This is a genomic window from Rhizobium laguerreae (assembly GCF_002008165.1).
In the GTDB taxonomy this organism is placed as follows: Bacteria; Pseudomonadota; Alphaproteobacteria; order Rhizobiales; family Rhizobiaceae; genus Rhizobium; species Rhizobium laguerreae.
Genome location: NZ_MRDM01000014.1, coordinates 1,394,266 through 1,414,523, shown reverse-complemented (window position 1 = coordinate 1,414,523; position 20,258 = coordinate 1,394,266). Strand labels below are relative to the sequence as shown.

Below are 20,258 nucleotides of genomic sequence, written 5' to 3'. Positions count from 1 at the left end.
GCCATCAGGCCTTGTAGAACTGCTCCGGCATGGTCGGAGCGGGCGTCGGCCAGCCGAAGGAGTTCGGCATGATCTTCGTGATGTTCTTCATGGTGTTCTTGACGATGCCGTAGCCGTCGGGCGGCAGCGAGATGCCGAAGACATAGAAATTGTCGGCGGCGCCTTGCAGGATCTGCTTCATGACCTCGCGCTGGCCTGATGCGTCGGAAGTCGCCTTCAGCTTGTCGTAGAGCGCAAGCTGGTTCTTCGTGCTTTCCGGCGGTTCCTCGGCATTGGCATTGGCGCGGTCGCGATACCAGAGTTGCCAGGCCGGGGCATACATGGCGTTGGCATCGGTGGGCACGTAATAGCGCGGGTCGAGCATGGCGGCGACGCCGCCATTTGCGCCGAACTGGTGGGCGGTCGCATCGAAATCGCGACCCTGGCGGACGCGCGTCTCCCAGAGCGAACGGTCCATCGAGCGCATCTGCGCATCGATGCCGACCGCCTGGAACATCGGGATCACCAGCTGGAAGAGATCGAGGAAGACAGCGCGCGCCTGGTCGATCTCGAAGATGATCGTCAGGCGGCGGCCCTTTTCGTCGAGGCGGAAGTTCTGGTCGTCGCGCTTCGGCACGAGCTGGTCGAGCATGGCATTCGCCTTGTCGACGTCATAGGCCGTGAACTGCGTGGCGAGCTGCTCGTTGTAAAGCGGGTCTTCCTTCTTGATCGATGCCTGGGCAGGTGCCCCCTGGCCGACGAGCACCGCATCGATCAGCGACTGCCGGTCGAGGGCGATCGAGAGTGCCGCACGGAAATCCTTGTTCCGGAAGAGCTTCCGCTTGGTCTCGTCATTGTGGTTCAGGTTGAAGATGAAATTCATCACATTGGCTTCAGTCGAAGTCAGCGTGTAGAAATCATAGCCGCCCTGTTCACGCGCATCGTAGAGAACCGACTTGTTGTTCGGCGTGGCGATATACTGGTCCATCAGGTCGACTTCGCCCTGCATGGCCTTCAGCAGCAGAACCTGTGGGTCGGCGACCATCTGGTAGACGATGCGGTCCATATAGGGCAGCTGGTTGCCCTCGGTGTCGACCTTCCAATAGTAGGGATTGCGTTCGGCAACGGCGCGTTCGGTGTTTTCGCCGGGCGCTATCGTGAACATCCAGGCATGCACGCAGGGCTTCTTCGAGGAGTTCAGGAAAAAGGCGTTGTCGTCCTGGAAACCGGCGGCCGCCTGGAAGGAGGCGATCCAGCTTTCAAAGCCGCGTTGCTTGGCGAGTTCATCGGCCTTCGGATTATAGTCGATGTGGAACTGCTCGAGATAATGTTTCGGCGTGCGCGTCGTCTGGTCGTTGTTTGCCCAGGCGACTTGTAGCGGGAACAGGCCGTTCGGCTTGTCGAAGGTGACCTTGAAGGTCTGTTCGTCGACGATCTCCAGCTTGGCCGGCTTGCCGCCGGATTTCCAGTGATCCTGACCGACAAAGGCGACGCGCTTGTCGGTGAAAACGGTGTCGTACCAGAACTTGATGTCGGCGGTAGTGTAGGGATGGCCGTCCGACCATTTCATGCCCTTGCGCAGGCGGATCGTATAGACCTTGGAGTCGGCGTCGCCCTCAAAGAACTCGGCGACATTCAGCGTCACGCCTGACCAGTCGGGTGTGTAGCGCAACAGCGGTTCATAAGCCTGGTAGCGAAACAGCATCGACAACGACCCGCCGCCGACCAGCGCCATGTTCCAGTCGCCACCGTACTTGCCGACGCTTTCGACCGGTTTGACGACGAGCGGATTTTCAGGAAGCCGGTCCTTCAGGCCCGGCAGGGCGCCGCTCGACACCTTCGTTTTCAGGATATCCGCTTCCCTGAAGTCAGCGGCGAAAACCGGCAAGGCCGGCAATATCAGGGCGGCCGATGTCCCGGCCAGAAACGCACGTCGTTTCAACTTGATCATAGGGGATCTCCTCCAAAAAATCCGTGCCCTTATCATTTTTTTTGCTGTGGGGTTTGGATGGGGAAAAGATTACATTTGGATATTGTTAGGTAAAGCGTTATGTTTACGTTAGTGTATAAATTTGCTTTACCGGCGCGATTGCTATAGCCAGCGCGCATCAATCGAACGCTGAGGTGCCACGTGGGAAGCAGGGGCCGGGTTACATTGCAGACGATCGCGCGGGAGGTCGGCCTGTCGAAATATGCGGTCTCGCGCTCGCTTGCCGGCAAGAGCGGCGTCAGCGAGGAAACGCGCGCGCTGATCCGCGAGACGGCGCAGCGCCTCGGCTATACCAAGCCCGCCGGGCAGGGCTCTACCGGCGAGGTCGCGGTTGTCTTTCACGATCTCGATGCCGTCAACAGTGAGCTCTATATGCAGGTGCAGAACGGTGTGCAGCGCGAGGCTCATCGGCTTGGCATGACGTTGCGCGTACGCTGGACCCATGATTCCGGCCAGTTGGAGGAGCTGGCGCGCACTTGCGATGGGCTGATGCTCGTCGGTCCGCATGCCCGTGAGGCCGTGGCGGCGGCAAGTGCCACCGGCGTTCCGGTCGTGCGTTTCGGCTGGGTCGATGCGCTCGAACAGATCGACCATGTCGGCGGCACCGACCATGAGGCAGGGCAGGCGGTGGTGGAGTATCTGGTCGGGCTCGGCCATCGGTCCATTGTTTACGTCTATGGCATGCCAGGCCTGCGGGGGCGCCAAGAGCGGCACTACGGTGCCCGCGAAATCGCCGAACGTTATCCTGACGTTGCGCTTCATGTTATGCAGTTCGACGAAGAGAATGGCTTCAGCGCGGCCTTCCGAGCGCTCGTGGAAAAAGGCATCCGGCCGACGGCTTTTTTCTGCGCCCATGACGGGCTGGCACTGACCGTGGTTTCCGAGCTGCTCGGTCAAGGATATCGCATTCCCGACGATATTTCGGTCGTCGGCTTCGGCGACTACTCGCCGGCAACGCAGATCTCGCCGGCGCTGACGACGGTGAGGATGGAGGGGCAGGAATGCGGGGCGGTCGGGCTGCGGCTTTTGCTCGAGCGCATCGAGAATCCACGCCTGCCGGGCATGCCGGCGCGGCGTATCATGATTGCCTCGCGCATTATCGAGCGCCGCTCGGCCGGACCCTGCAAGGCGGCGGCGAGCGTCGATGCCGCCGAGGTTTAACCGCCGAGCGAAACAATCGCAGCCTTGACTGCGTCCGCGCCGGGCCTGGTCGGCCGGTATTCCAGACCGACGGCGCCGTCGTAACCGTTGGCAAAGATCCAGCCGAGGCGTCGAGCAAGGTCAATATTGCCGGAGCCCGGTTCGTTGCGGCCAGGGTGATCGGCGACATGGACGTGTATGATACGGTCGAGACGGCCGTTCAGCACCTCCTCGGTGCGCTCGTCCATCACGGCGGAATGGTAGATGTCGTAAACGATCCCGATCTCGGGGCGGGCGACGTCATCGATGATGTCGAGACCTTCGCGAGTCGAATCGAGGAAATAGCCGACATGGTCGATGCGGATGTTGAGCGGCTCGACGCCGAGACGGACACCGCTGCCTTTGAGGATATCGGCGCCGGCGCTCAGCGTTTCGGTGAGCGCCCGGCGCTGTTCTTCGCGGGTCAAGCCTGAGAGATCGTCGCCCGCTTGGGCAATCAGCACCGGCGCGCCGAGACGCTTGGCGACAGCGACGGATTCGGCAAGGCCTTTCAGCCAGGCCTGCCGGTTGGCGGCGTCGGTCAGCGCGATCATCGGTTCGGCGACGAGGCTGGAGACGGCAAGGCTGGTTTCCTTCAGCGCCGCCTCGATCGCATCCAGATCCTTGTCGGTCCAGCGCCAGAATTCGATCGCCGTCAGGCCGGCCGCATGGGCGCGGCGGATGCGATCGGGAAAGCTGTCGCCCTCTTCGGCAAACAGCCACTCTATGCAGGCTGAATAACGTCGCATGAAAACTCCTCCCATCTGTTGATGCAGGCATGCGACAGATCGGCGCCTGCCGCAAGAGGAGTGCAGGCGCTTGACGCCCGGTGTTCATTGGCGGAACACTCAGCACATCAGGCCGGGATCTCCGGCCGTTTGCGGAGGAAGACATGGATCTCGGATTGAAGGGAAAGACTGCCGTCATAACAGGTGCGTCGGTCGGCATCGGGCTGGCGATCGCCGAGGGGCTGGCGGCTGAGGGCGTCGACCTCGTGCTGGCAGCCCGTGGCGCCGAACGGATCGAGGCGGAAGCCGCCCGTATCGCCGAGAAGTACGGCGTCAGCGCCGCCGCTGTCGCGGCCGATGTGGCGACGGTTGCGGGAACCGAGGCGATCATCGCGGCGGCGGCCGAAAAAGGTGGCGCCGATATCCTCATCAACAATGCCGGCACCGGATCGAACGAGACGGTGATGGAGGCGCCCGACGAGAAGTGGCAGGACTATTGGGACCTGCATGTGATGGCCGCCGTGCGGCTGGCGCGCGGCATCGCGCCGCAGATGAAGCAACGCGGCGGCGGAGTGATCCTGCACAATGCCTCGATCTGCGCCGTCCAGCCACTCTGGTACGAGCCGATCTACAATGTCAGCAAGTCGGCGCTGATGATGTTTTCGAAGACGCTTTCGACCGAGCTCATCAAGGACAATATCCGCGTCAACTGCGTCAATGCCGGCCTGATCCTGACGCCCGACTGGATCAAGACCGCCAAGCAATTGACGGCGGAAACCGGCGGCAACTGGGAAGGCTATCTGCAGAGCGTCGCCAACGAGCACGCCGCCTCCAAACGCTTCGGCACGCCGGAGGAACTGGCCAACGTCTTCGTCTTCCTGAGTTCGGGGCGTGCGAGCTATTGCATCGGCTCGACCTATTTCGTCGATGGCGGCATGCTGAAGACGATCTAATCGAGGCGGCTGACGAGGCTCGGCAAACAGTCCTTCTCAAGACTGCCGGGCCGGCCCGTGACGTTGCCGATACAAGCTATAAATAATAGCTATTTTATTGTATGTTCACGCTTTTGACGCTATTTGCCTGCTATTGGCAGGATAAATACTGCGATTTCTACAAGGCGACGACGATGCTGACGAAAAAGGGAAAATATGGGCTGAAGGCGCTGGTCGACCTGGCGCGGCTGGCGCCGGGTGAGACCGCCTTCATCAACGACATCGCGGCCCGCAACAATATCCCGAAGAAGTTTCTCGACACGATCCTGCTCGAACTGCGCAATGTCGGCATCCTGCGCTCGAAGAAGGGACCGGGCGGCGGCTATTCCCTGTCGCGGCCGGCAACCGAAATCCGCATCGGCCATGTCATCCGCACGCTCGACGGGCCCTTAGCGCCGATCCGCTGCGCCAGCCGTACGGCTTACGAGGCCTGCGATGACTGTGCCGATCCGGAGACCTGTCAGGTGCGGCGCTCGATGACCGAGGTTCGGGACGCGATCGCCGCCATTCTCGACAATATGACCCTCGAGCAGTTCGTCGCCGACGGCGGCCGCATCGACGGCACCAAGGAACAATTCCCGATCTCCGCCGCCAGTTGAATTAGGTCCTCCCAGGCTCTGACATATATTCGCCTGCGATGTGCAGCAACTTATCCCGCGCCAGCGATAGCGCGTGAATGCGGGCATTGCGCCAATGGCGGTCGAGATTGAGGCCGATGCCCGCGGATGTTTCCCCTGCAAGTTCGAACAGCGCATTTGCGGTGTCGAGCACCGTTTCCCCGGCAAGAATTACGGCCGCCGAGGCGGAGAAATGTGCGTCCGCCATCGCGGCCTCCACAGGATTGACCTGGGCAATGTCGAGTTTGCGGCCAGCCCGTTCCAAGGCTGCCGCCGCCATTTCGATGCGGATGGCGCGTTCGCCGATCTGGGGAAGGACGGTCGTGCTGCGATCGCCAATTGCGGTCATCAGGTCGCTCCATGCGGCCCGGGCGATGCCCAGGCTGACGCCCGCCTTGAGCAGCAGGCCGAGCGAGATGCCGGTCGAATGTCCGGAGGAGGAAGCAGGCGCAATCGCATCGGCATTGACATTAAGCGTTCCGACGATCGCCGTCGCCGATCCATTGGTGCGCTGGCCGAAGCCGTCCCAATCATCGACCACCTGCACGCCTTCTTCACCGCGTGCGAGGTAGAGCGTCACCGGGCGGCTGGGAGGAGCGGTGGCGGCAGCGGCGATCCAGTCGGCGAATAGAATACCGGGCGCCTGCCACGTGCGCCCGCTCAGGCGGTAGCCTGGACCTTCGGCAGTCAGTTCGGTCCCGTCGGTGAAGGCGGCGCCCGCGAAGCTGTCGCCGAGCAGCACACGGGCAAACAGCGATGCCTTCAAATCCTCGGAAGCTTGAATGCGGAGCGTTTCCAGCGCAGAAAAATGACTTTCCAGCGCCTCGCCGATCGAGGCATCGCCCTCGGCGATGATCGCAACGATTTCGGCGAGCAGGGCGTTCGACACGTCGAGCCCTTCATGGTCTGGCGGAACAGTGATTGCCGTCAGCCCCGATACAGACAGCGCATCAAGCTCGGCAAAGGGCAGGATGCGGTTGATATCACGCTCGCTCGCCTGATGCCGGAATGCGGCGGCGAGGTCGCGGGCCGTGGATATCGCCTCCTCTTCGCTTTCGATGCGATGCGCGGGAGGCCTGAGGCTCTGATGAAACTGCGATACCGTTCCCATCGGTCACTCTTTTCTCGACGGATACAGGAGTGAGGGATTGCCCCTCGAATGATAAGGCCGGTTTTTCTACAAAACCCGAATGGTTTGGATTTTCTTACCAGCTTGATTGCCTTGTCCTTTACTCTACTTAGGGTGTGGGGCTTCCTTGGGAAATATGATGAGCGACTCTCGTGCTCGCAACAGCGAGGTTTCGAAAATGGCACGCCAGCCGAGACCGCGTCTGACGCTGGATATTGCCGCTATCCCAACCTATGCGATCGGCGATATTCACGGCCGGTACGACCTGCTTGTGAAAGCCGAGGAGGCGATCCTGCGTGACGGCGCGCGGCTGCCCGGGCGAAAGCTGCTCGTCACGCTCGGCGACTATATCGACCGCGGCCCGGAATCGGCACAGGTCATTGCCCATCTGATGGAGCCGCCGCCGGACGGATTCGATCGCATCTGCCTTGCCGGCAATCACGAAATCGCCATGCTCGACTATATCGACGGCTGGGCCTCCTATGATGATTGGATGCAGATGGGGTCGGCGGAGCTGCTCAAATCCTATGGCCTCGATCCGGAGCATCTGCCACTGATCTTCCCCTCCGGCGCGAAGCTCGATGCCTTCATTCGTCATTCGTTGCCGCGGACGCATATCGATTTCATGCGGGCAATGCCGGTCATGCTGGAGACGCCTAGCGTGATTTTCGTGCATGCCGGCATCAATCCGAAGTTGCCGCTCGGCAAGCAGACGGACGAGGATCTGGTCCTCATCCGCCAGCGGTTTCTCGAAAGCCGGGTGCCGTTGCCCAAACTCGTCGTTCACGGTCATACGCCGAATGATGAACCCGACATACGGCCGAGGCGGCTCAACATCGATACGCGCGCCTATCGCAGCGGCAAACTCACCGTCGCCCGCTTGTGGCAAGGCCGAGTGCATCTGTTTTCGACCTGACTTCCGTTTCCTCAGCCGCTAGAGCCTTTCCGGGTTAGATTGCAGCATTCTGCCGGGCATCTTTGCGCCAGGATCAAAGGCGATCGGCTCGGACGTACCTAGGGGTATGCCCGTCGCCAATCGCCTCTGCCCTGACGAAAACCTGCTCCGGCAGAATGCTGCAATCTAACCCGGAAAGGCTCTAGGATCGTCTCAGACGACCCCTTCCTCGACCGGTTCTGTCTTCGCTGGTTCTACAGTGGCCGGCCGGTTACGGCGCCAGCCGCGTAGCACGACGTAGAAGACCGGCGTCAGGAACAGGCCGAAGATCGTCACGCCGAGCATGCCCGAGAAGACGGCGGTGCCAAGCGACTGGCGCATTTCGGCGCCGGGGCCGGTGGCGATGGCAAGCGGCAGAACACCGAAGATGAAGGCGAATGCCGTCATCAGGATCGGGCGCAGGCGAAGATGGCTGGCCTCGATGGCCGCCTCCACCGGTGACTTGCCCTCGTCTTCCGCCTGCCTGGCGAACTCGACGATCAGAATGGCGTTCTTGGCCGCAAGGCCGATCAGGACGATCAGGCCGATCTGGGTCAGGACGTTGTTGTCCATTCCCCTCAGCGAGACCCCGATCAGCGCCGCAAGCACCGCAAGCGGGACGATGAGAATGATCGCGAGCGGCAGAACCCAGCTTTCATATTGTGCCGCCAGCGCCAGGAAGACGAAGACGACGGACAGGGCGAAGATGTAGATGGCGGTGTTGCCGGTGTGGGTTTCCTGATAGGCGAGTTCCGTCCATTCGAAGGTCGTCCCCTGCGGCAGGATCTTGGTCGCCAGCGCCTCCATCTTGGCGATGGCATCGCCCGTCGACGTGCCCGGCGTCGGATTGCCCTGAAGCGGCACCGAGACGTACATGTTGTAGCGCTGGACAAGCGCCGGGCCGCTGGCATCCTGGATGTCCATCAAGGTTCCAAGCGGAACCAACGCGCCGGTCGCCGAGCGGACCTTCAGGGCAAGGATGTCTTCCCGGTCCATGCGATATTGCCGGTCGGCCTGGGCGCGAACCTGGTAGACGCGGCCGAAAGCATTGAAATCGTTAACGTAAGCGACGCCGAGATTGATGGAAAGGGCGTTGAAGATGTTGGGGATCGGCACATTCAGGAAGCGCGCCTTGTCGCGGTCGATCGCCAGGAAGTATTGCGGGCTGGCATCCGAAAATGTCGTAAAGACGCCGGTCAGCCCCTCGGTCGTTGCCGCCGCACCCATCATCTGCCGGGCGAGGCCGAGGACGCGCGTCATGTCGGCGTTTTCGAGATCGGAAATCTGCATCTTGAAGCCGCCGGAATTGCCGACGCCGCGCACGGATGGCGGTGGGATGGCGATGATGAAGGCTTCCTGGATGCTTTGCAGTTTGCCGTAAAGCTCGCCGATGATCTTGTTGGCGTTCTCTCCGCCTTCTTCACGTTCGGCAAAGGATTTGAACGGGACGAAGACGACGCCGGCATTTGAGGCATTGGTGAATGTCGCCCCGCTGAAGCCGGCAAATTGCACGGCATTGCCGACGCCGGGGACAGTGCGGGCGATATCGCCCACCTGTTTGACGACGGCGTCGGTACGCGCAAGCGAGGCTCCATCAGGCAGCTGTATGACGATGATGGCGTAACCCTGGTCCATGGTCGGGATAAAGCCCGCGGGAACTTTCGTGCCCATATACCAGGTTGCTCCGAGCAGGCAGACGAACGTGACCATCGCGGCTGTCAACCCAATCCAGCTGCTGACCAGATGCCGAACGGTCCATGAATAGCCGGAACTCAGCCGATCGAATCCATGATTGAAGCCGTCTGCCAGCCCTCTTCCCAGACGGGATGCGACATTCGTGCGCTTGGTTTCATGGTCATGGGTTTTCAGCAATATGCCTGCAAGCGCGGGCGACAAGGTGAGCGAATTCAATGCGGAAATTGCAGTGGTGACGGAGATCGTGACCGCGAACTGCCTGTAGAACTGTCCTGAGATGCCTGGAATGAAGGCTGTCGGCACGAACACGGCGATCAGCACCAGCGAGATGGCGACGACGGCGGTTCCGACTTCGTCCATCGTGACATGGGACGCCTGCTTCGGCGTCATCCCGCGCGCCAGATTGCGCTCGACGTTTTCGACCACCACGATCGCGTCGTCGACGACGATACCGATTGCCAGCACGAGGCCGAACAGGGTGAGCATGTTGAGCGAGAAGCCGAAGGCCAGCAGAACGGCGAAGGTGCCGATCAGCGATACCGGGATGGCAATGATGGGAATGATCGCGGTTCGCCAGGATTGCAGGAAAACGAGAACGACAATCGCCACGAGGATTGCGGCTTCGGCGATGGTTCTGTAGACCTCGGTGATCGAATCCGAGATGAATTCGGTCGTGTCATAGACGATGCGATATTCCAGGCCCTGCGGGAAATTCTGGGATATGTCCTTCATGATCGTCTGGACCTGATGGGCGGTGTCCAGGGCGTTGGTTCCCGGCCGGGCGAAGATGCCGAGAGCAACCGCGGGATCGTTGTTGAGATAGCTGTTGGTGACGTAATCCTGTGCACCGAGCTCGATGCGGGCGACATCCTGCAATTGCACGAGCCGGCCCGATGTCGTCGATTTCACAATGACATATCGGAATTCGCGCACGTCGGAGAAGCGTCCGTCCGTTCGCACCGTATATTCGAACGCATTCTTGCCGGTGACGGGTGGGGCCCCGATCTTGCCGCCTGAAACCTGGACATTCTGATCTCTCAGCGCAGCGACGACGTCGTCGGATGTCATCCCGTAGGCGGAGAGCTTTTCCGGGTCCAGCCAGATTCGCATCGAATACTGGCGCTCGCCGAAGAGCTGCACGTCGCCGACGCCGTCAAGGCGAACGAGAACGTCGCGAATGCGGTTGCGGGCATAGTTCGAGACGTAAAGCTGGTCATAGCGATGCGACGGCGACAGCAGGTGCACCACCATCATCAGATCAGGCGAGCTTTTGTCGGTGGTGACGCCAAGCCGCTGGACTTCCTCGGGAAGACGGGGAAGGGCGATGGAAACGCGGTTCTGGACAAGCACCTGGACCTTGTCGAGATCGGTGCCGAGCTTGAAGGTGATCGTCAGCGACATGGCGCCGTCGGCGCTGGAGTAGGATGACATGTAAAGCATGTCTTCGACGCCGTTGATCTGTTGTTCAAGCGGCGTCGAAACGGTATCGGCGATCGTCTGCGGGTCGGCACCCGGATAAGAGGTGCGCACGACGATGGTCGGGGGTGCGATCTCGGGATACTGCGATACCGGCAATTGCGTATAGGCAATGCTGCCGACGACGAGAAAAAGGATCGAGATGACCGCCGCAAAGATCGGCCGGTCTACGAAAAAATGAGCAAATCTCATTGTCCGTTCTCCGCGCCGGCGGTTTCGGGCGCAGTGTCCTGCCGTTCCGGCGGCAGTTCGGTCATCTGAGGCGTGATCTTTGCACCCGGCCGGGCGCGCATCAGGCCGTTGACGATGATCGTCTCGGTGCCGTCGAGGCCCTCGCGTATGACGCGGTAGCCATAGAGCCGCGGTCCGGGCCTTACGGGCTTGGTCGACACCGTGCCGTCTTCGGCGACGACATAGACGACGCGCTCATTCTGGTCCGAGCCGATGGCCTCGTCGGGGACGAGAATGGCCTGGTAGGTGTTGGAGGCTTCGACCTGTATGCGACCGAAGAGGCCGGGCTGAAGGACGAGATCGGGGTTGGGGAAGCGGGCACGCAGACGAATGGTGCCGCTCTCATTGTCGACCCGGTTCTCAGCGAAATCGAGCCTTCCCTTGAATGGTTTGGCAGTGGGATCCGAGATCGTGACGGATACATCCAGGCCGCCGCCACCCTGCTGAAGATCCTTGCCCAGTTTGCGCGCCGTGTCGGCGAAATTCAGCAGGCGGCGCTCATCGACGTCGAAATAGAAATCGATCGGGTCGAGCGAAACAATAGTCGTCAGCACAGTCTGATCGGTCTGCACCAGGTTGCCGGCCGAGATCAGCCGGCGGTCGATGCGGCCGCTGAGTGGCGCCTTGATCTCGGTATATTCCATGTCGAGAGACGCGCGATCGGCTGCGGCCTGTGCGCCGCGGACATTGGCCTCAGCCGAATCGAATTCGCGGCGGCGATCATCCAGCGTCTGCGCCGACTGGCTGCCGCTCGAAGCAAGAGATTGCGTGCGCTTATACTGCGCATCGGCAAAGACCAGGGTGGATTGCGCCGATTCGAGTGTCGCCTTTGCCTGATTGAGCGCGGTTACGAACGGCCGCTGATCGATGACGAAGAGCAGGTCGCCCTGCTTGACCAATGCGCCGTCCTGAAAATGGATTTCCTGCAGGTAACCACCGACGCGCGAACGAACGGAGACTTCGTCGACCGGCTCGAACCGGCCGATGAACTCGTCGCTATCGATGACATCGCGAACGACCGGCTTGGCGACGGTGACGGGTGGGGGCGGCGGGGCGCTCTGGGCCAGCGCGGGGAGGGGCATGAATGCGGCGATACAGCCAAGCACCACCATCTGTCGAAGCGCGTAAGTCATACCGGTCCTCCAATCTCGACGGCCGATTCACTGCCGCCAACCTCAAGATGAAGTGATGTTATTCATGTCCTGCTGCTTTGACCGAGGGTCTCTGCCCCCGTGATTTCCCCGGCGTTCAATCCCTTGGAAAAGGAAGGCCGGCACGCAATGCACATCAGAAAAATCGTAACCCTATGGAATTGGACTATAAACGGCAGCGGCGAAAAATTGCAAATGCCAATTGGTAACGATTCCGGAATCCATCAAAACGTCACAGAGGGCATCAGCTCTCGACGATCTCGTCTCTGCCGGGTTGCAGAGCGGCGAGTTCGGCCCAGTCGAGTTCCTGTTCCAGCATGTGAAAGACATCATCGTCAATCTCGTCGGCGCGGCGCATCGCTGCCAATCTTCGGCGTTTCGCGACGATGACGTTGCGGCGCTGCTTGTCGAGCCTGCTGACCTCGCGCGGGTGTTTTCCGTCAGCGGCGATTTGGCGCTCGGAGGTGTAGACGTCGCGCAGGATGCGGGTGGATTTGTCCTCGCCGCCGGCGAGTTCGGCAAGGGCCGCATCGATCAACGTGACGCGGGCTCTGGCGAGGTCGCGGTCCAGGGAGGTGTCCGGGTCGAATTTCAGGTAACGGATCAGTGGCCCGAGCGTCAGGCCCTGGACGATGAGCGTGCCGAGAACGACGGCGAGCGCGCTGAGCAGGATGATATCGCGATCGGGAAAATCGATCGGCAAAGCGAGCGCAGTTGCCAGCGTGACGAGGCCGCGCATGCCGCACCAGCCGGCAAGCAGGCTGGTGGCGAAGGTCGGAACGGCTTGTGTCGTGCGTCCGCGCGCGGCGAGAAAGTTGATGACGCGGTTATAGAAGAGCACCCAGGCCAGGCGGACGACGATGACGGTGACGAAGACCATGGCGGCGAAGGTGATCGCGAAATTCAGGCGGCCGGGATCGAGGTCGAGGACGATCTGGCGGGCCTGCAGGCCCATCAGCAGGAAAGCGAGGACGTTGAGCAGAAAGACCGCGGCTTCCCAGACCGAATAGGAATGAATGCGGTGGCGGGCCGTCTGCCGCTCGGGCATGTAACGGGCGATCACCATCGCATAGACGACGATCGCCAGAATTGCCGAAAGATGCAGCCGCTCGGCGATGATCCACGTGCCGAAAGTGGCGACGAATTCGAGCAAAGTGCCGCCGAGCGTGCCGGCGAGCCTCAGGCCGACGACCATGTAGAGACGGCCCAGGAGATAACCGAGGATGAGGCCGCCAGGCACGGCGAGCGCCAGCTCCGCCAGGGCGCCGGCGAAGAAGGTGGGGCTTGCGGCGGCTGCCACCGCGGCGCTGAAGATCAGCAGCGCGACGGCGTCGTTCAGGAGGCTTTCACCCTTCAGGATCACATAGGTCTGGCGCGGCAGGGTGAAGCGGTCGAGCATGGCGGTGGCGGCCGCCGCATCCGGCGGCGCGACGATGGCGCCGAGTGCGACGGCTGCGGCAAGCGGCAGGCCGGCCATCGTCACGCTGACGGTAGCGACGGCTGCGGCCGTCACGATCACGGCGATGGCGGCGAGCGAGAACAGCGGCAGCCAGTTGCGTCTCAATGTCCTCGGCGGCAAATCATAGGCGGCGTCGAAGAGCACGGGCGCGATCAGCAGCGCCAGCGCAAGTTCGGGATCGATCGCGACTTCGGGCGCCCAGGGCACGGCCGCAACGATGACGCCAGCGATCGCCAGCATTGTCGGATAGGGAATCCGGAACTTCCTGGAGAATTGCAGAAAGACGATCGCCACCAGCAGCAGCGTCAGCATGCTTTCGAAGAACGCCATCGAGCTCCCCAATGCGCGCCTCCGGCGGAGGCTGTTCCTGCCACAGAATTAGGGCGGAGCTGGGCTGCGGCTACCGACTGGTGCTCGTAAACGGCGAAAGGAGAAACTGCGGATATGCTTGACCCGGTCTGCGGCATTTTAGCCGCCATTGCTGAATCCGCCGTCCATGCCCTTGTGCAGTGTACATGCTCAATATATCTACCGATATTATAAGGGTGCTTATAAATAACGGTCACAGGTTTTCATGAACGCCACTCCGACCCTCGGTTTCCTTCTCCACGACGTCGCACGGCTGCTGCGCAAGCGGTTCGAGCAGCGCGCGAAGTGCCTTGGGCTGACCCGGTCGCAATGGCAGACGCTTGCCTATCTCTCGAATAACGAAGGTATCCATCAGGGTGGCCTTGCCGAAATCCTCGAAGTCGAGCCGATCACGCTGGTGCGCATTCTCGACAAGCTCGCCGAGCGCGGGCTGATCGAGCGCCGCCAGCACCCGACCGACCGGCGTATCTGGATGCTTTATATGCGCGACGAAGCGCACCCGCTGCTTGCCGAAATGCGCGAGCTCGGCGACACCACCCGCGCGGAAGCGCTGCAAGGTGTTCCGGCCGAACAGCGCGAGCAGCTTTTCCACATCCTATCCGTAATGAAGACGAACCTGGTTCAGGCATGCCGGAGCCCGGTTGACGAGAATGAGACGAACGATGGCTGATCAATCTCCCCTCCGCGTCGTTGCCGACGCCAATGCCAAGACCGAGACCCCTGTCGAAGAAAACGAAGCGAAACAGCAGGAAACGGTAGCCGAAGCGCCTTCATCCAATTCAGCGCCGGCTGCCGCCGTGGCTGCGCCTGGCGGCAACAAGGTCCGCCGCCGGCGCAGTCTCACGCGGCCGATCCTGTTTGCCCTGCTGCCGGTGGCGCTCGTCGTCGGCGGTTATTATTACGTCAATGGCGGCCAGGTGATGTCGACCGACAATGCTTATATCCAGGCCGACATGGTAGGGCTCACCACCGATGTTTCGGGTATCGTCGACCAGATCAACGTCCAAGAGAACGAGGCGGTCAAGGCGGGACAGGTGCTCTTCAGCCTGCGGTCGGATTCTTTCAAGATCGCGCTTGATGGCGCCAAGGCGCAGCTCGGCGCGCAGCGCAACCAGATCATGAATCTCAAGGCCAGCTATCAGCAGTCGCTTGCCGAGATCACCCAGGCGCAAGCCGATCTGCCCTATTATCAGGATCAGTTTGACCGGCAGCAGAACCTCGTCAACAACGGCAGCGCGACGCAGTCGGCCTATGACGAAGCCAAGCACAATCTTGAAGCCGCGCAGCAGAAGGTTGCCGTCGCCAAGGCGGAAGCCGCAACGACGCTCGCGCAGCTCGGCGGCAATGCCGATCAGCCGATCGAGGAAAACCCGCTCTACCTGCAGGCCAAGTCGCAGGTCGACAATGCTCAGCGCGAACTCGACCACAGCGTCGTCAAGGCGCCGTTCGACGGCATCGTCACCAATGTCAACGCGCTGCAGGTGGGCTCCTACCTGCAGGCTTCGCAGCAGGCCTTCTCGCTTGTTGCCACCAACCCTCTCTGGATCGCCGCCAGTCCGAAGGAAACCGAGCTTACCTACGTCAAGCCCGGCCAGACGGCCGAGATCTATGTCGACACCTATCCCGGCGTGACATGGAAGGGCAAGATCGAGAGCATCAGCCCGGCCTCCGGTTCCAGCTTCTCGCTGCTGCCGGCGCAGAACACCACGGGCAACTGGGTGAAGGTCGTGCAGCGCATTCCGATGCGCGTCAGCATCGAGGACGCCGACGGCAAGCCGCCGCTGCGCGTCGGCATGAGCACGGTGGTCGATGTCGAGACCGGTCATGCCCGCGGCCTGCCTGATTTCGTCAACAAGCTTCTGGGGCGGCCTCAGGGCAAGGATCATGAGTAACGCTCCCGCTTCTCTGGCGACGCCGATTGCCAATCGCGGTGCGATCACGGCCTGCGTCATTCTTGCCGTTATCATGCAGGCGCTGGACACGACGATCGCTAATGTGGCGCTGCCCTATATCCAGGGCAGCGTGTCGGCCTCTGCCGACCAGATCAACTGGGTGCTGACCTCCTATATCGTCGCGGCGGCAATCATGACGCCGCCGTCGGGCTTTCTCGCCGCCAAGTTCGGCCGCAAACGCGTGCTGCTCGTCGCCATTGCCGGCTTCGTGGCGGCCTCCGTTCTCTGCGGCCTGGCGCAATCGCTGAACCAGATCGTCGCCTTCCGTCTGCTGCAAGGCCTGTTCGGGGCATCGCTGGTGCCGCTTTCCCAGGGCATCCTCCTCGACATCTATACGGTCGAGGAGCGCGGCTCGGCCATGGCCCTTTTCGGCGTCTCGGTCATGGTCGGGCCGGTGCTTGGGCCTGTCATCGGCGGCTGGCTGACCGACAATATCAGCTGGCGCTGGGTGTTTTATATCAACGTGCCGATCGGCGCGCTGGCCTTCATGGGCATCGTCGTCTTCGTCACCGAGACCAAGAGGGATCTGCTGGCCAAACTGGACTGGTTCGGTTTCGGGATGATGAGCCTCGGCATCGCCGCGCTGCAGCTGTTCCTCGACCGCGGCGAGCAGCTCGACTGGTTCTCTTCCGGTGAGATCATGCTCGAGGCGTTGATCTGCGCCTCAGCCTTTTATCTGCTGATCGTGCATACGCTGACGGCCGAGAAATCCTTCGTGAACCCGAAGTTGTTCCTCGACCAGAACTTCTCGATCAGCATGATCTTCATCTTCGTGGTCGGCATTACCTATCTCGCCTCACTGGCGCTGATGACGCCCTATCTGCAGACGCTGATGGGCTATCCCGTCATCACAGCGGGCATCGTCATGGGGCCGCGTGGGCTCGGCACCATGCTCTGCATGTTCATCGTCGGGCGGCTTGTCGGCAAGGTCGATACGCGCGCGCTGCTGGCGCTCGGCTTGGGGCTCACTGCATGGGCGATGTACGACATGACCGGCTGGACACCCGACGTCTCGCAATGGACGATCGTCTCGGTCGGCTTCATCCAGGGCGCCGGTCTCGGCTTTCTGTTCGTGCCGCTGACGACGATCGCCTTTTCCACACTGCCCGCCCATATGCGCGGCGACGGTACCGGTCTCTATAACCTCTCGCGAAACATCGGCTCGGCGGTCGGCATCTCGATCGTCTCGGCGCTGATCGTCGAGAACACGCAGAGCAATCATGAATCGATCGCGGCCTATGTGACGCCGTTCAACCACGCCTTCAATGCGGTGGCTGCGCAGGGGCTCAGCCCGGTGACGGCGGCCGGCCGCGCCTCGCTCAATGAGATCATCACGCTGCAAGCGACGATCATCGCCTATATGGACGATTTCAAGCTGCTGATGCTGATGTCGCTTGCGGTCATCCCGCTGGTGCTGCTGCTGCGCAAGCCGAAGGCAGCACCCGCCGTCGACCACAGCGCGGTAATGGAATGAACTTTAGGCGTTGCCGCAATTCCGGACGAAAAACCGCTCACACTTTTCGGCATCATGCGCTAGCGGAACGGCTTGCTGAGATAACGCGATCCCTGAATGCCGAAGCGCCACGGTGCTTCGGCATTTTTCGTGATGCCGATGCGTTTTCCCGAGACGATCGGCACGGATGCTGATGGCGCGATCGCATAGGGCGGGTGATCGAGCAGCCTGTCATTGATCGCGATGTCGATGCCGAGCGCCTGGCAGAGCTTGCCGGGACCGCTGCAGAGCGACGTCAGCGTATCGGTGCCGCGCCGCTCCATCATCTGAGGGATTCCCGTTTCCGGCTCCAGGGCGCGGATGAGTACAGCCGAGCCCGGATGGCAGACGAAATTCAGGCACCAGTACATGCCGTAGATGCGGTAGATATAGACGTTGCCCGGTTTGCCGTACATGGCGCCGTTGCGCTTGGTCGGGCCGCGGTAGCTGTGCGAGGCCTCGTCATCGGGGAAATAGGCTTCGGTCTCGGTGATGCGTCCGCCGACGCCGTCCACGGTCAGATGGCAGCCGAGCAGGTCGCGTGAGACGACGATCGCATCGCGCTCAAAAAACGTCCTGAGGCTTTCGCCGGTGAGCGTGCCGGTGCCGATCGCACCTGATATCGTTCCACCATCGGTCATGGCCGACGCAGATAACATTCAGCGCGCTCGCCGTCATCCCGAAACCGCTTCATGTTTTTCGGCCACGGACATCAGCGGCCGGCATTCGGATCGCGCATCGGGATGGAGGGTGATGTGACCGAGACCGGGTCGCTCGCCGGGAAGGAATCTTCCAGCCCCTCCTCCAACTCTTCTTCGAGCAAAGCGGGATCCTTGCGGCGCGCGCCGTCGCTATGGGCAGGTTCGATTGCGGCGGCAAGCAGGGCTTTGGCCCGCAAGACGGCATTTTCCGAGGTCAACTCAGGCGTGCTCCGCAGCGTCACGGCAATGCTATCTTCGCCTTCGCCGCCGAATTCGACGACGAAGCCGTCTTCCGTCTGGTAGACGGTGATATCACTGAGTGCCATGACCGTTCTCCGAGGGCGCTCACATTAGCAATATGCATTTTAGTGAGATGCATTTTAGTGAAGCGCGTTTTCGGAATTTTGTCGAGCGAAGACCTTCACCAGCCAGTCGATGAAGACGCGCACGCGGGGCGAAAGCTGGCGGTTGCGGGGGTAGAGCAGGGAAACCGGTGTCGGGGTCAGCGGAAAATCCTGCAGTATCTGGACCAGCGTTCCCGCGGCAAGGTCTTCTTCGGCGTGATAGCGCGGGATCTGGATCATGCCGAGGCCCATCCTCGCCGCTGAAATATAGCTTTCGGCGGCGTTGACGGCGACGGTGGCGGGAATGGTGATGTCACGCACCGTGCCGCGGACGGTGAATTCGAGCGGCAGCAGGCTGCCGGTTCCGCTGGAGTGGAAGCCGACCATGCGATGGCCGGCAAGCCGGTCGGGATGCTGCGGCAGGCCGTGGTGGGCAATGTAGGCAGGTGAGGCGAGCGTCACCTCATCGAGCATGGCGACGTGCCGGGCGACCATGTCGCTATCTCCAGGCGTGCCGACGCGCAGCACGCAATCAATGCCTTCACGCACGAGATCGACCAGCCGATCGCCCTCGCTCATGTAGAGTTCGATCTCCGGATAGGTCTCCAGGAAGGACGACAGGCTCGGCAGCACGAAATGGCGGGCGAGCGTGCCGTGCACGTCGACACGCAACATGCCCTTCGGCTTGGCGCCGGCGAAGGCGCCTTCGGCTTCCTCGATATCGGCAAGGATCGACAGGCAGCGTTGGTAATAGGCTTCGCCATCAAGCGTCGGACTGACGTGGCGCGTCGTACGCTGGAGCAGGCGCACGCCGAGACGGGCTTCCAGCCGCTTGACCGCATCGGTGACGGTCGAGCGCGGCAGGCCGGTGTCCTCGGCGGCAAGCGTGAAGCTGCGGCGTTCCACGACACGGCAAAACACGCGCATGGCGTCAAATCTGTCCATCTGGTTGTTCGTCATTCCCGGATAGTGATGCGGAATAATGCCCGATTATCCGCAAAAGGAAAAGGCGCATCTTCTCCTCATCGAAAACGCGCTGCGGCGCAGAATGAAGGAGAAGGACAATGGCTTCCAACGAAAACAAGGTTGCATTGGTGACCGGCTCGTCCCGCAGCATCGGCGCAGCGGTCGCCGAGCGTCTCGCCAAGGACGGTTTCACCATCGTCATCAATTACTCCGGCAATGCCGCTCCGGCCGAGGAACTGGCAAAGAAGATCGAGCAGGCCGACGGCAAGGCGCTGACGGCGAAAGCCGATGTCAGCGATGCCGAAGCCGTCCGCCGCATGTTCGATGCCGCGGAAACGGCTTTCGGCGGCGTCGATGTGCTCGTCAACAATGCCGGCATCATGATGCTTTCTGCGCTTGCCGAGGCCGATGACGCCAATTTCGACCGCCAGATCGGCGTCAACCTCAAGGGCACGTTCAATACGCTGCGCGAGGCCGCCAAGCGTCTGCGCGATGGCGGCCGGGTCATCAACTTCTCGACATCGGTCGTCGGCCTGAAACTCGAAACCTACGGCGTCTATGCCGCTACCAAGGCTGCCGTGGAAACGCTGACGGCGATCATGGCCAAGGAGATGCGTGGCCGCAACATCACGGTCAACGCCATCGCGCCTGGGCCGGTGGCCACCGAGCTTTTTCTCAACGGCAAGTCGGACGAACTCATCGCCCGCACGGCGAAAATGAACCCGCTGGAGCGCCTCGGCACACCGGAAGATATCGCTTCTGCGGTTGCCTTCCTCGCCGGCCCGGACGGCGGCTGGATCAACGGTCAGACGCTGCGCGCCAATGGCGGCGTGATCTGACGAGACCGGCGGCTTCCGGCCGCCGCTCATCCGAA

General features: G+C 61.6%; 17 protein-coding genes. 8 read left to right on the top strand and 9 right to left on the bottom strand.

The window, feature by feature from the left end:
• Positions 1 to 4 precede the first annotated feature (4 nt).
• The gene (locus BS630_RS22770) at positions 5 to 1,930 is read right to left on the bottom strand and encodes an ABC transporter substrate-binding protein (RefSeq protein ID WP_077979136.1); all 1,926 of its coding nucleotides are present in this window, start codon (positions 1,928 to 1,930) and stop codon (positions 5 to 7) included.
• Positions 1,931 to 2,110: 180 nt separating this feature from the next.
• Here BS630_RS22770 and BS630_RS22765 point away from each other — a divergent pair, with 180 nt between their 5' ends.
• On the top strand, positions 2,111 to 3,130 hold the full coding sequence (locus tag BS630_RS22765; RefSeq protein WP_077979135.1) for a LacI family DNA-binding transcriptional regulator: 1,020 nt from the start codon (positions 2,111 to 2,113) through the stop codon (positions 3,128 to 3,130).
• On the opposite strand, the gene BS630_RS22760 is transcribed toward BS630_RS22765, so the two are convergent.
• Positions 3,127 to 3,897: a TIM barrel protein gene (locus tag BS630_RS22760; RefSeq protein ID WP_077979134.1), complete on the bottom strand. Its 771-nt coding sequence runs from the start codon at positions 3,895 to 3,897 to the stop codon at positions 3,127 to 3,129. The genes BS630_RS22765 and BS630_RS22760 overlap by 4 nt on opposite strands.
• 143 nt (positions 3,898 to 4,040) lie before the next feature.
• Between BS630_RS22760 and BS630_RS22755 the strand changes: the two genes are divergently transcribed.
• Together BS630_RS22755 and BS630_RS22750 are read left to right on the top strand one after the other, a co-directional pair.
• The gene (locus BS630_RS22755) at positions 4,041 to 4,829 is read left to right on the top strand and encodes an SDR family NAD(P)-dependent oxidoreductase (RefSeq protein ID WP_077979133.1); all 789 of its coding nucleotides are present in this window, start codon (positions 4,041 to 4,043) and stop codon (positions 4,827 to 4,829) included.
• A 173-nt stretch (positions 4,830 to 5,002) separates the two neighbouring features.
• Positions 5,003 to 5,467, top strand: a complete 465-nt coding sequence (locus tag BS630_RS22750; RefSeq protein WP_077979272.1) for an RrF2 family transcriptional regulator — start codon at positions 5,003 to 5,005, stop codon at positions 5,465 to 5,467.
• Position 5,468: 1 nt separating this feature from the next.
• Here the strand turns inward: BS630_RS22750 and BS630_RS22745 are convergent, their stop codons facing one another.
• Positions 5,469 to 6,596, bottom strand: a complete 1,128-nt coding sequence (locus BS630_RS22745; RefSeq protein ID WP_077979132.1) for a monooxygenase — start codon at positions 6,594 to 6,596, stop codon at positions 5,469 to 5,471.
• Positions 6,597 to 6,753: 157 nt separating this feature from the next.
• Here BS630_RS22745 and BS630_RS22740 point away from each other — a divergent pair, with 157 nt between their 5' ends.
• Positions 6,754 to 7,530 carry a metallophosphoesterase family protein gene (locus tag BS630_RS22740; RefSeq protein WP_183594433.1) on the top strand — a complete coding sequence of 259 codons (777 nt, stop codon included), beginning with the start codon at positions 6,754 to 6,756 and terminating at the stop codon, positions 7,528 to 7,530.
• A gap of 192 nt (positions 7,531 to 7,722) precedes the next feature.
• Here BS630_RS22740 and BS630_RS22735 read toward each other — a convergent pair whose 3' ends face one another.
• From BS630_RS22735 to BS630_RS22725, 3 genes are all read right to left on the bottom strand, one after another.
• Positions 7,723 to 10,911: an efflux RND transporter permease subunit gene (locus BS630_RS22735; RefSeq protein WP_077979131.1), complete on the bottom strand. Its 3,189-nt coding sequence runs from the start codon at positions 10,909 to 10,911 to the stop codon at positions 7,723 to 7,725.
• On the bottom strand, positions 10,908 to 12,083 hold the full coding sequence (locus BS630_RS22730; RefSeq protein WP_077979130.1) for an efflux RND transporter periplasmic adaptor subunit: 1,176 nt from the start codon (positions 12,081 to 12,083) through the stop codon (positions 10,908 to 10,910). The genes BS630_RS22735 and BS630_RS22730 overlap by 4 nt, the downstream gene beginning before the upstream one ends.
• 262 nt (positions 12,084 to 12,345) lie before the next feature.
• The gene (locus BS630_RS22725) at positions 12,346 to 13,890 is read right to left on the bottom strand and encodes a cation:proton antiporter (RefSeq protein ID WP_017961786.1); all 1,545 of its coding nucleotides are present in this window, start codon (positions 13,888 to 13,890) and stop codon (positions 12,346 to 12,348) included.
• A gap of 244 nt (positions 13,891 to 14,134) precedes the next feature.
• Here BS630_RS22725 and BS630_RS22720 point away from each other — a divergent pair, with 244 nt between their 5' ends.
• From BS630_RS22720 to BS630_RS22710, 3 genes are read left to right on the top strand one after another with little or no spacing between them, the layout of a single operon-like run.
• Positions 14,135 to 14,599 (top strand): MarR family winged helix-turn-helix transcriptional regulator, encoded by a 465-nt coding sequence (locus tag BS630_RS22720; protein ID WP_020051379.1) that lies wholly within the window; start codon positions 14,135 to 14,137, stop codon positions 14,597 to 14,599.
• Positions 14,592 to 15,821 carry an HlyD family secretion protein gene (locus BS630_RS22715; protein ID WP_077979129.1) on the top strand — a complete coding sequence of 410 codons (1,230 nt, stop codon included), beginning with the start codon at positions 14,592 to 14,594 and terminating at the stop codon, positions 15,819 to 15,821. The genes BS630_RS22720 and BS630_RS22715 overlap by 8 nt, the downstream gene beginning before the upstream one ends.
• Complete coding sequence (locus tag BS630_RS22710; RefSeq protein WP_077979128.1) at positions 15,814 to 17,355, top strand: DHA2 family efflux MFS transporter permease subunit; 1,542 nt, start codon at positions 15,814 to 15,816, stop codon at positions 17,353 to 17,355. The genes BS630_RS22715 and BS630_RS22710 overlap by 8 nt, the downstream gene beginning before the upstream one ends.
• A gap of 59 nt (positions 17,356 to 17,414) precedes the next feature.
• On the opposite strand, the gene BS630_RS22705 is transcribed toward BS630_RS22710, so the two are convergent.
• The 3 genes from BS630_RS22705 to BS630_RS22695 are packed head-to-tail and all read right to left on the bottom strand — an operon-like array spanning position 17,415 to position 19,363.
• Positions 17,415 to 18,032, bottom strand: coding sequence for a DNA-3-methyladenine glycosylase (locus tag BS630_RS22705; protein WP_077979127.1), 618 nt, complete (start codon positions 18,030 to 18,032; stop codon positions 17,415 to 17,417).
• A gap of 53 nt (positions 18,033 to 18,085) precedes the next feature.
• On the bottom strand, positions 18,086 to 18,400 hold the full coding sequence (locus BS630_RS22700) for a hypothetical protein (protein WP_077979126.1): 315 nt from the start codon (positions 18,398 to 18,400) through the stop codon (positions 18,086 to 18,088).
• Positions 18,401 to 18,454: 54 nt separating this feature from the next.
• Positions 18,455 to 19,363: a LysR family transcriptional regulator gene (locus tag BS630_RS22695; RefSeq protein ID WP_077979270.1), complete on the bottom strand. Its 909-nt coding sequence runs from the start codon at positions 19,361 to 19,363 to the stop codon at positions 18,455 to 18,457.
• Between the two features lie 119 nt (positions 19,364 to 19,482).
• Between BS630_RS22695 and BS630_RS22690 the strand changes: the two genes are divergently transcribed.
• Positions 19,483 to 20,223 carry an SDR family oxidoreductase gene (locus BS630_RS22690; protein ID WP_077979125.1) on the top strand — a complete coding sequence of 247 codons (741 nt, stop codon included), beginning with the start codon at positions 19,483 to 19,485 and terminating at the stop codon, positions 20,221 to 20,223.
• Positions 20,224 to 20,258: the final 35 nt, after the last annotated feature.

What these genes read in the sequence shown, in the direction of transcription:
- BS630_RS22705 (WP_077979127.1), bottom strand. Translation starts at nt 18,032, where the DNA reads ATGTTATCTGCGTCGGCCATGACCGATGGTGGAACGATATCAGGTGCG.
- BS630_RS22710 (WP_077979128.1), top strand. Translation starts at nt 15,814, where the DNA reads ATGAGTAACGCTCCCGCTTCTCTGGCGACGCCGATTGCCAATCGCGGT.
- BS630_RS22700 (WP_077979126.1), bottom strand. Translation starts at nt 18,400, where the DNA reads ATGGCACTCAGTGATATCACCGTCTACCAGACGGAAGACGGCTTCGTC.
- BS630_RS22745 (WP_077979132.1), bottom strand. Translation starts at nt 6,596, where the DNA reads ATGGGAACGGTATCGCAGTTTCATCAGAGCCTCAGGCCTCCCGCGCAT.
- BS630_RS22695 (WP_077979270.1), bottom strand. Translation starts at nt 19,363, where the DNA reads ATGGACAGATTTGACGCCATGCGCGTGTTTTGCCGTGTCGTGGAACGC.
- BS630_RS22730 (WP_077979130.1), bottom strand. Translation starts at nt 12,083, where the DNA reads ATGACTTACGCGCTTCGACAGATGGTGGTGCTTGGCTGTATCGCCGCA.
- BS630_RS22725 (WP_017961786.1), bottom strand. Translation starts at nt 13,890, where the DNA reads ATGGCGTTCTTCGAAAGCATGCTGACGCTGCTGCTGGTGGCGATCGTC.
- BS630_RS22715 (WP_077979129.1), top strand. Translation starts at nt 14,592, where the DNA reads ATGGCTGATCAATCTCCCCTCCGCGTCGTTGCCGACGCCAATGCCAAG.
- BS630_RS22760 (WP_077979134.1), bottom strand. Translation starts at nt 3,897, where the DNA reads ATGCGACGTTATTCAGCCTGCATAGAGTGGCTGTTTGCCGAAGAGGGC.
- BS630_RS22750 (WP_077979272.1), top strand. Translation starts at nt 5,003, where the DNA reads ATGCTGACGAAAAAGGGAAAATATGGGCTGAAGGCGCTGGTCGACCTG.
- BS630_RS22740 (WP_183594433.1), top strand. Translation starts at nt 6,754, where the DNA reads ATGAGCGACTCTCGTGCTCGCAACAGCGAGGTTTCGAAAATGGCACGC.
- BS630_RS22755 (WP_077979133.1), top strand. Translation starts at nt 4,041, where the DNA reads ATGGATCTCGGATTGAAGGGAAAGACTGCCGTCATAACAGGTGCGTCG.
- BS630_RS22735 (WP_077979131.1), bottom strand. Translation starts at nt 10,911, where the DNA reads ATGAGATTTGCTCATTTTTTCGTAGACCGGCCGATCTTTGCGGCGGTC.
- BS630_RS22690 (WP_077979125.1), top strand. Translation starts at nt 19,483, where the DNA reads ATGGCTTCCAACGAAAACAAGGTTGCATTGGTGACCGGCTCGTCCCGC.
- BS630_RS22770 (WP_077979136.1), bottom strand. Translation starts at nt 1,930, where the DNA reads ATGATCAAGTTGAAACGACGTGCGTTTCTGGCCGGGACATCGGCCGCC.
- BS630_RS22720 (WP_020051379.1), top strand. Translation starts at nt 14,135, where the DNA reads ATGAACGCCACTCCGACCCTCGGTTTCCTTCTCCACGACGTCGCACGG.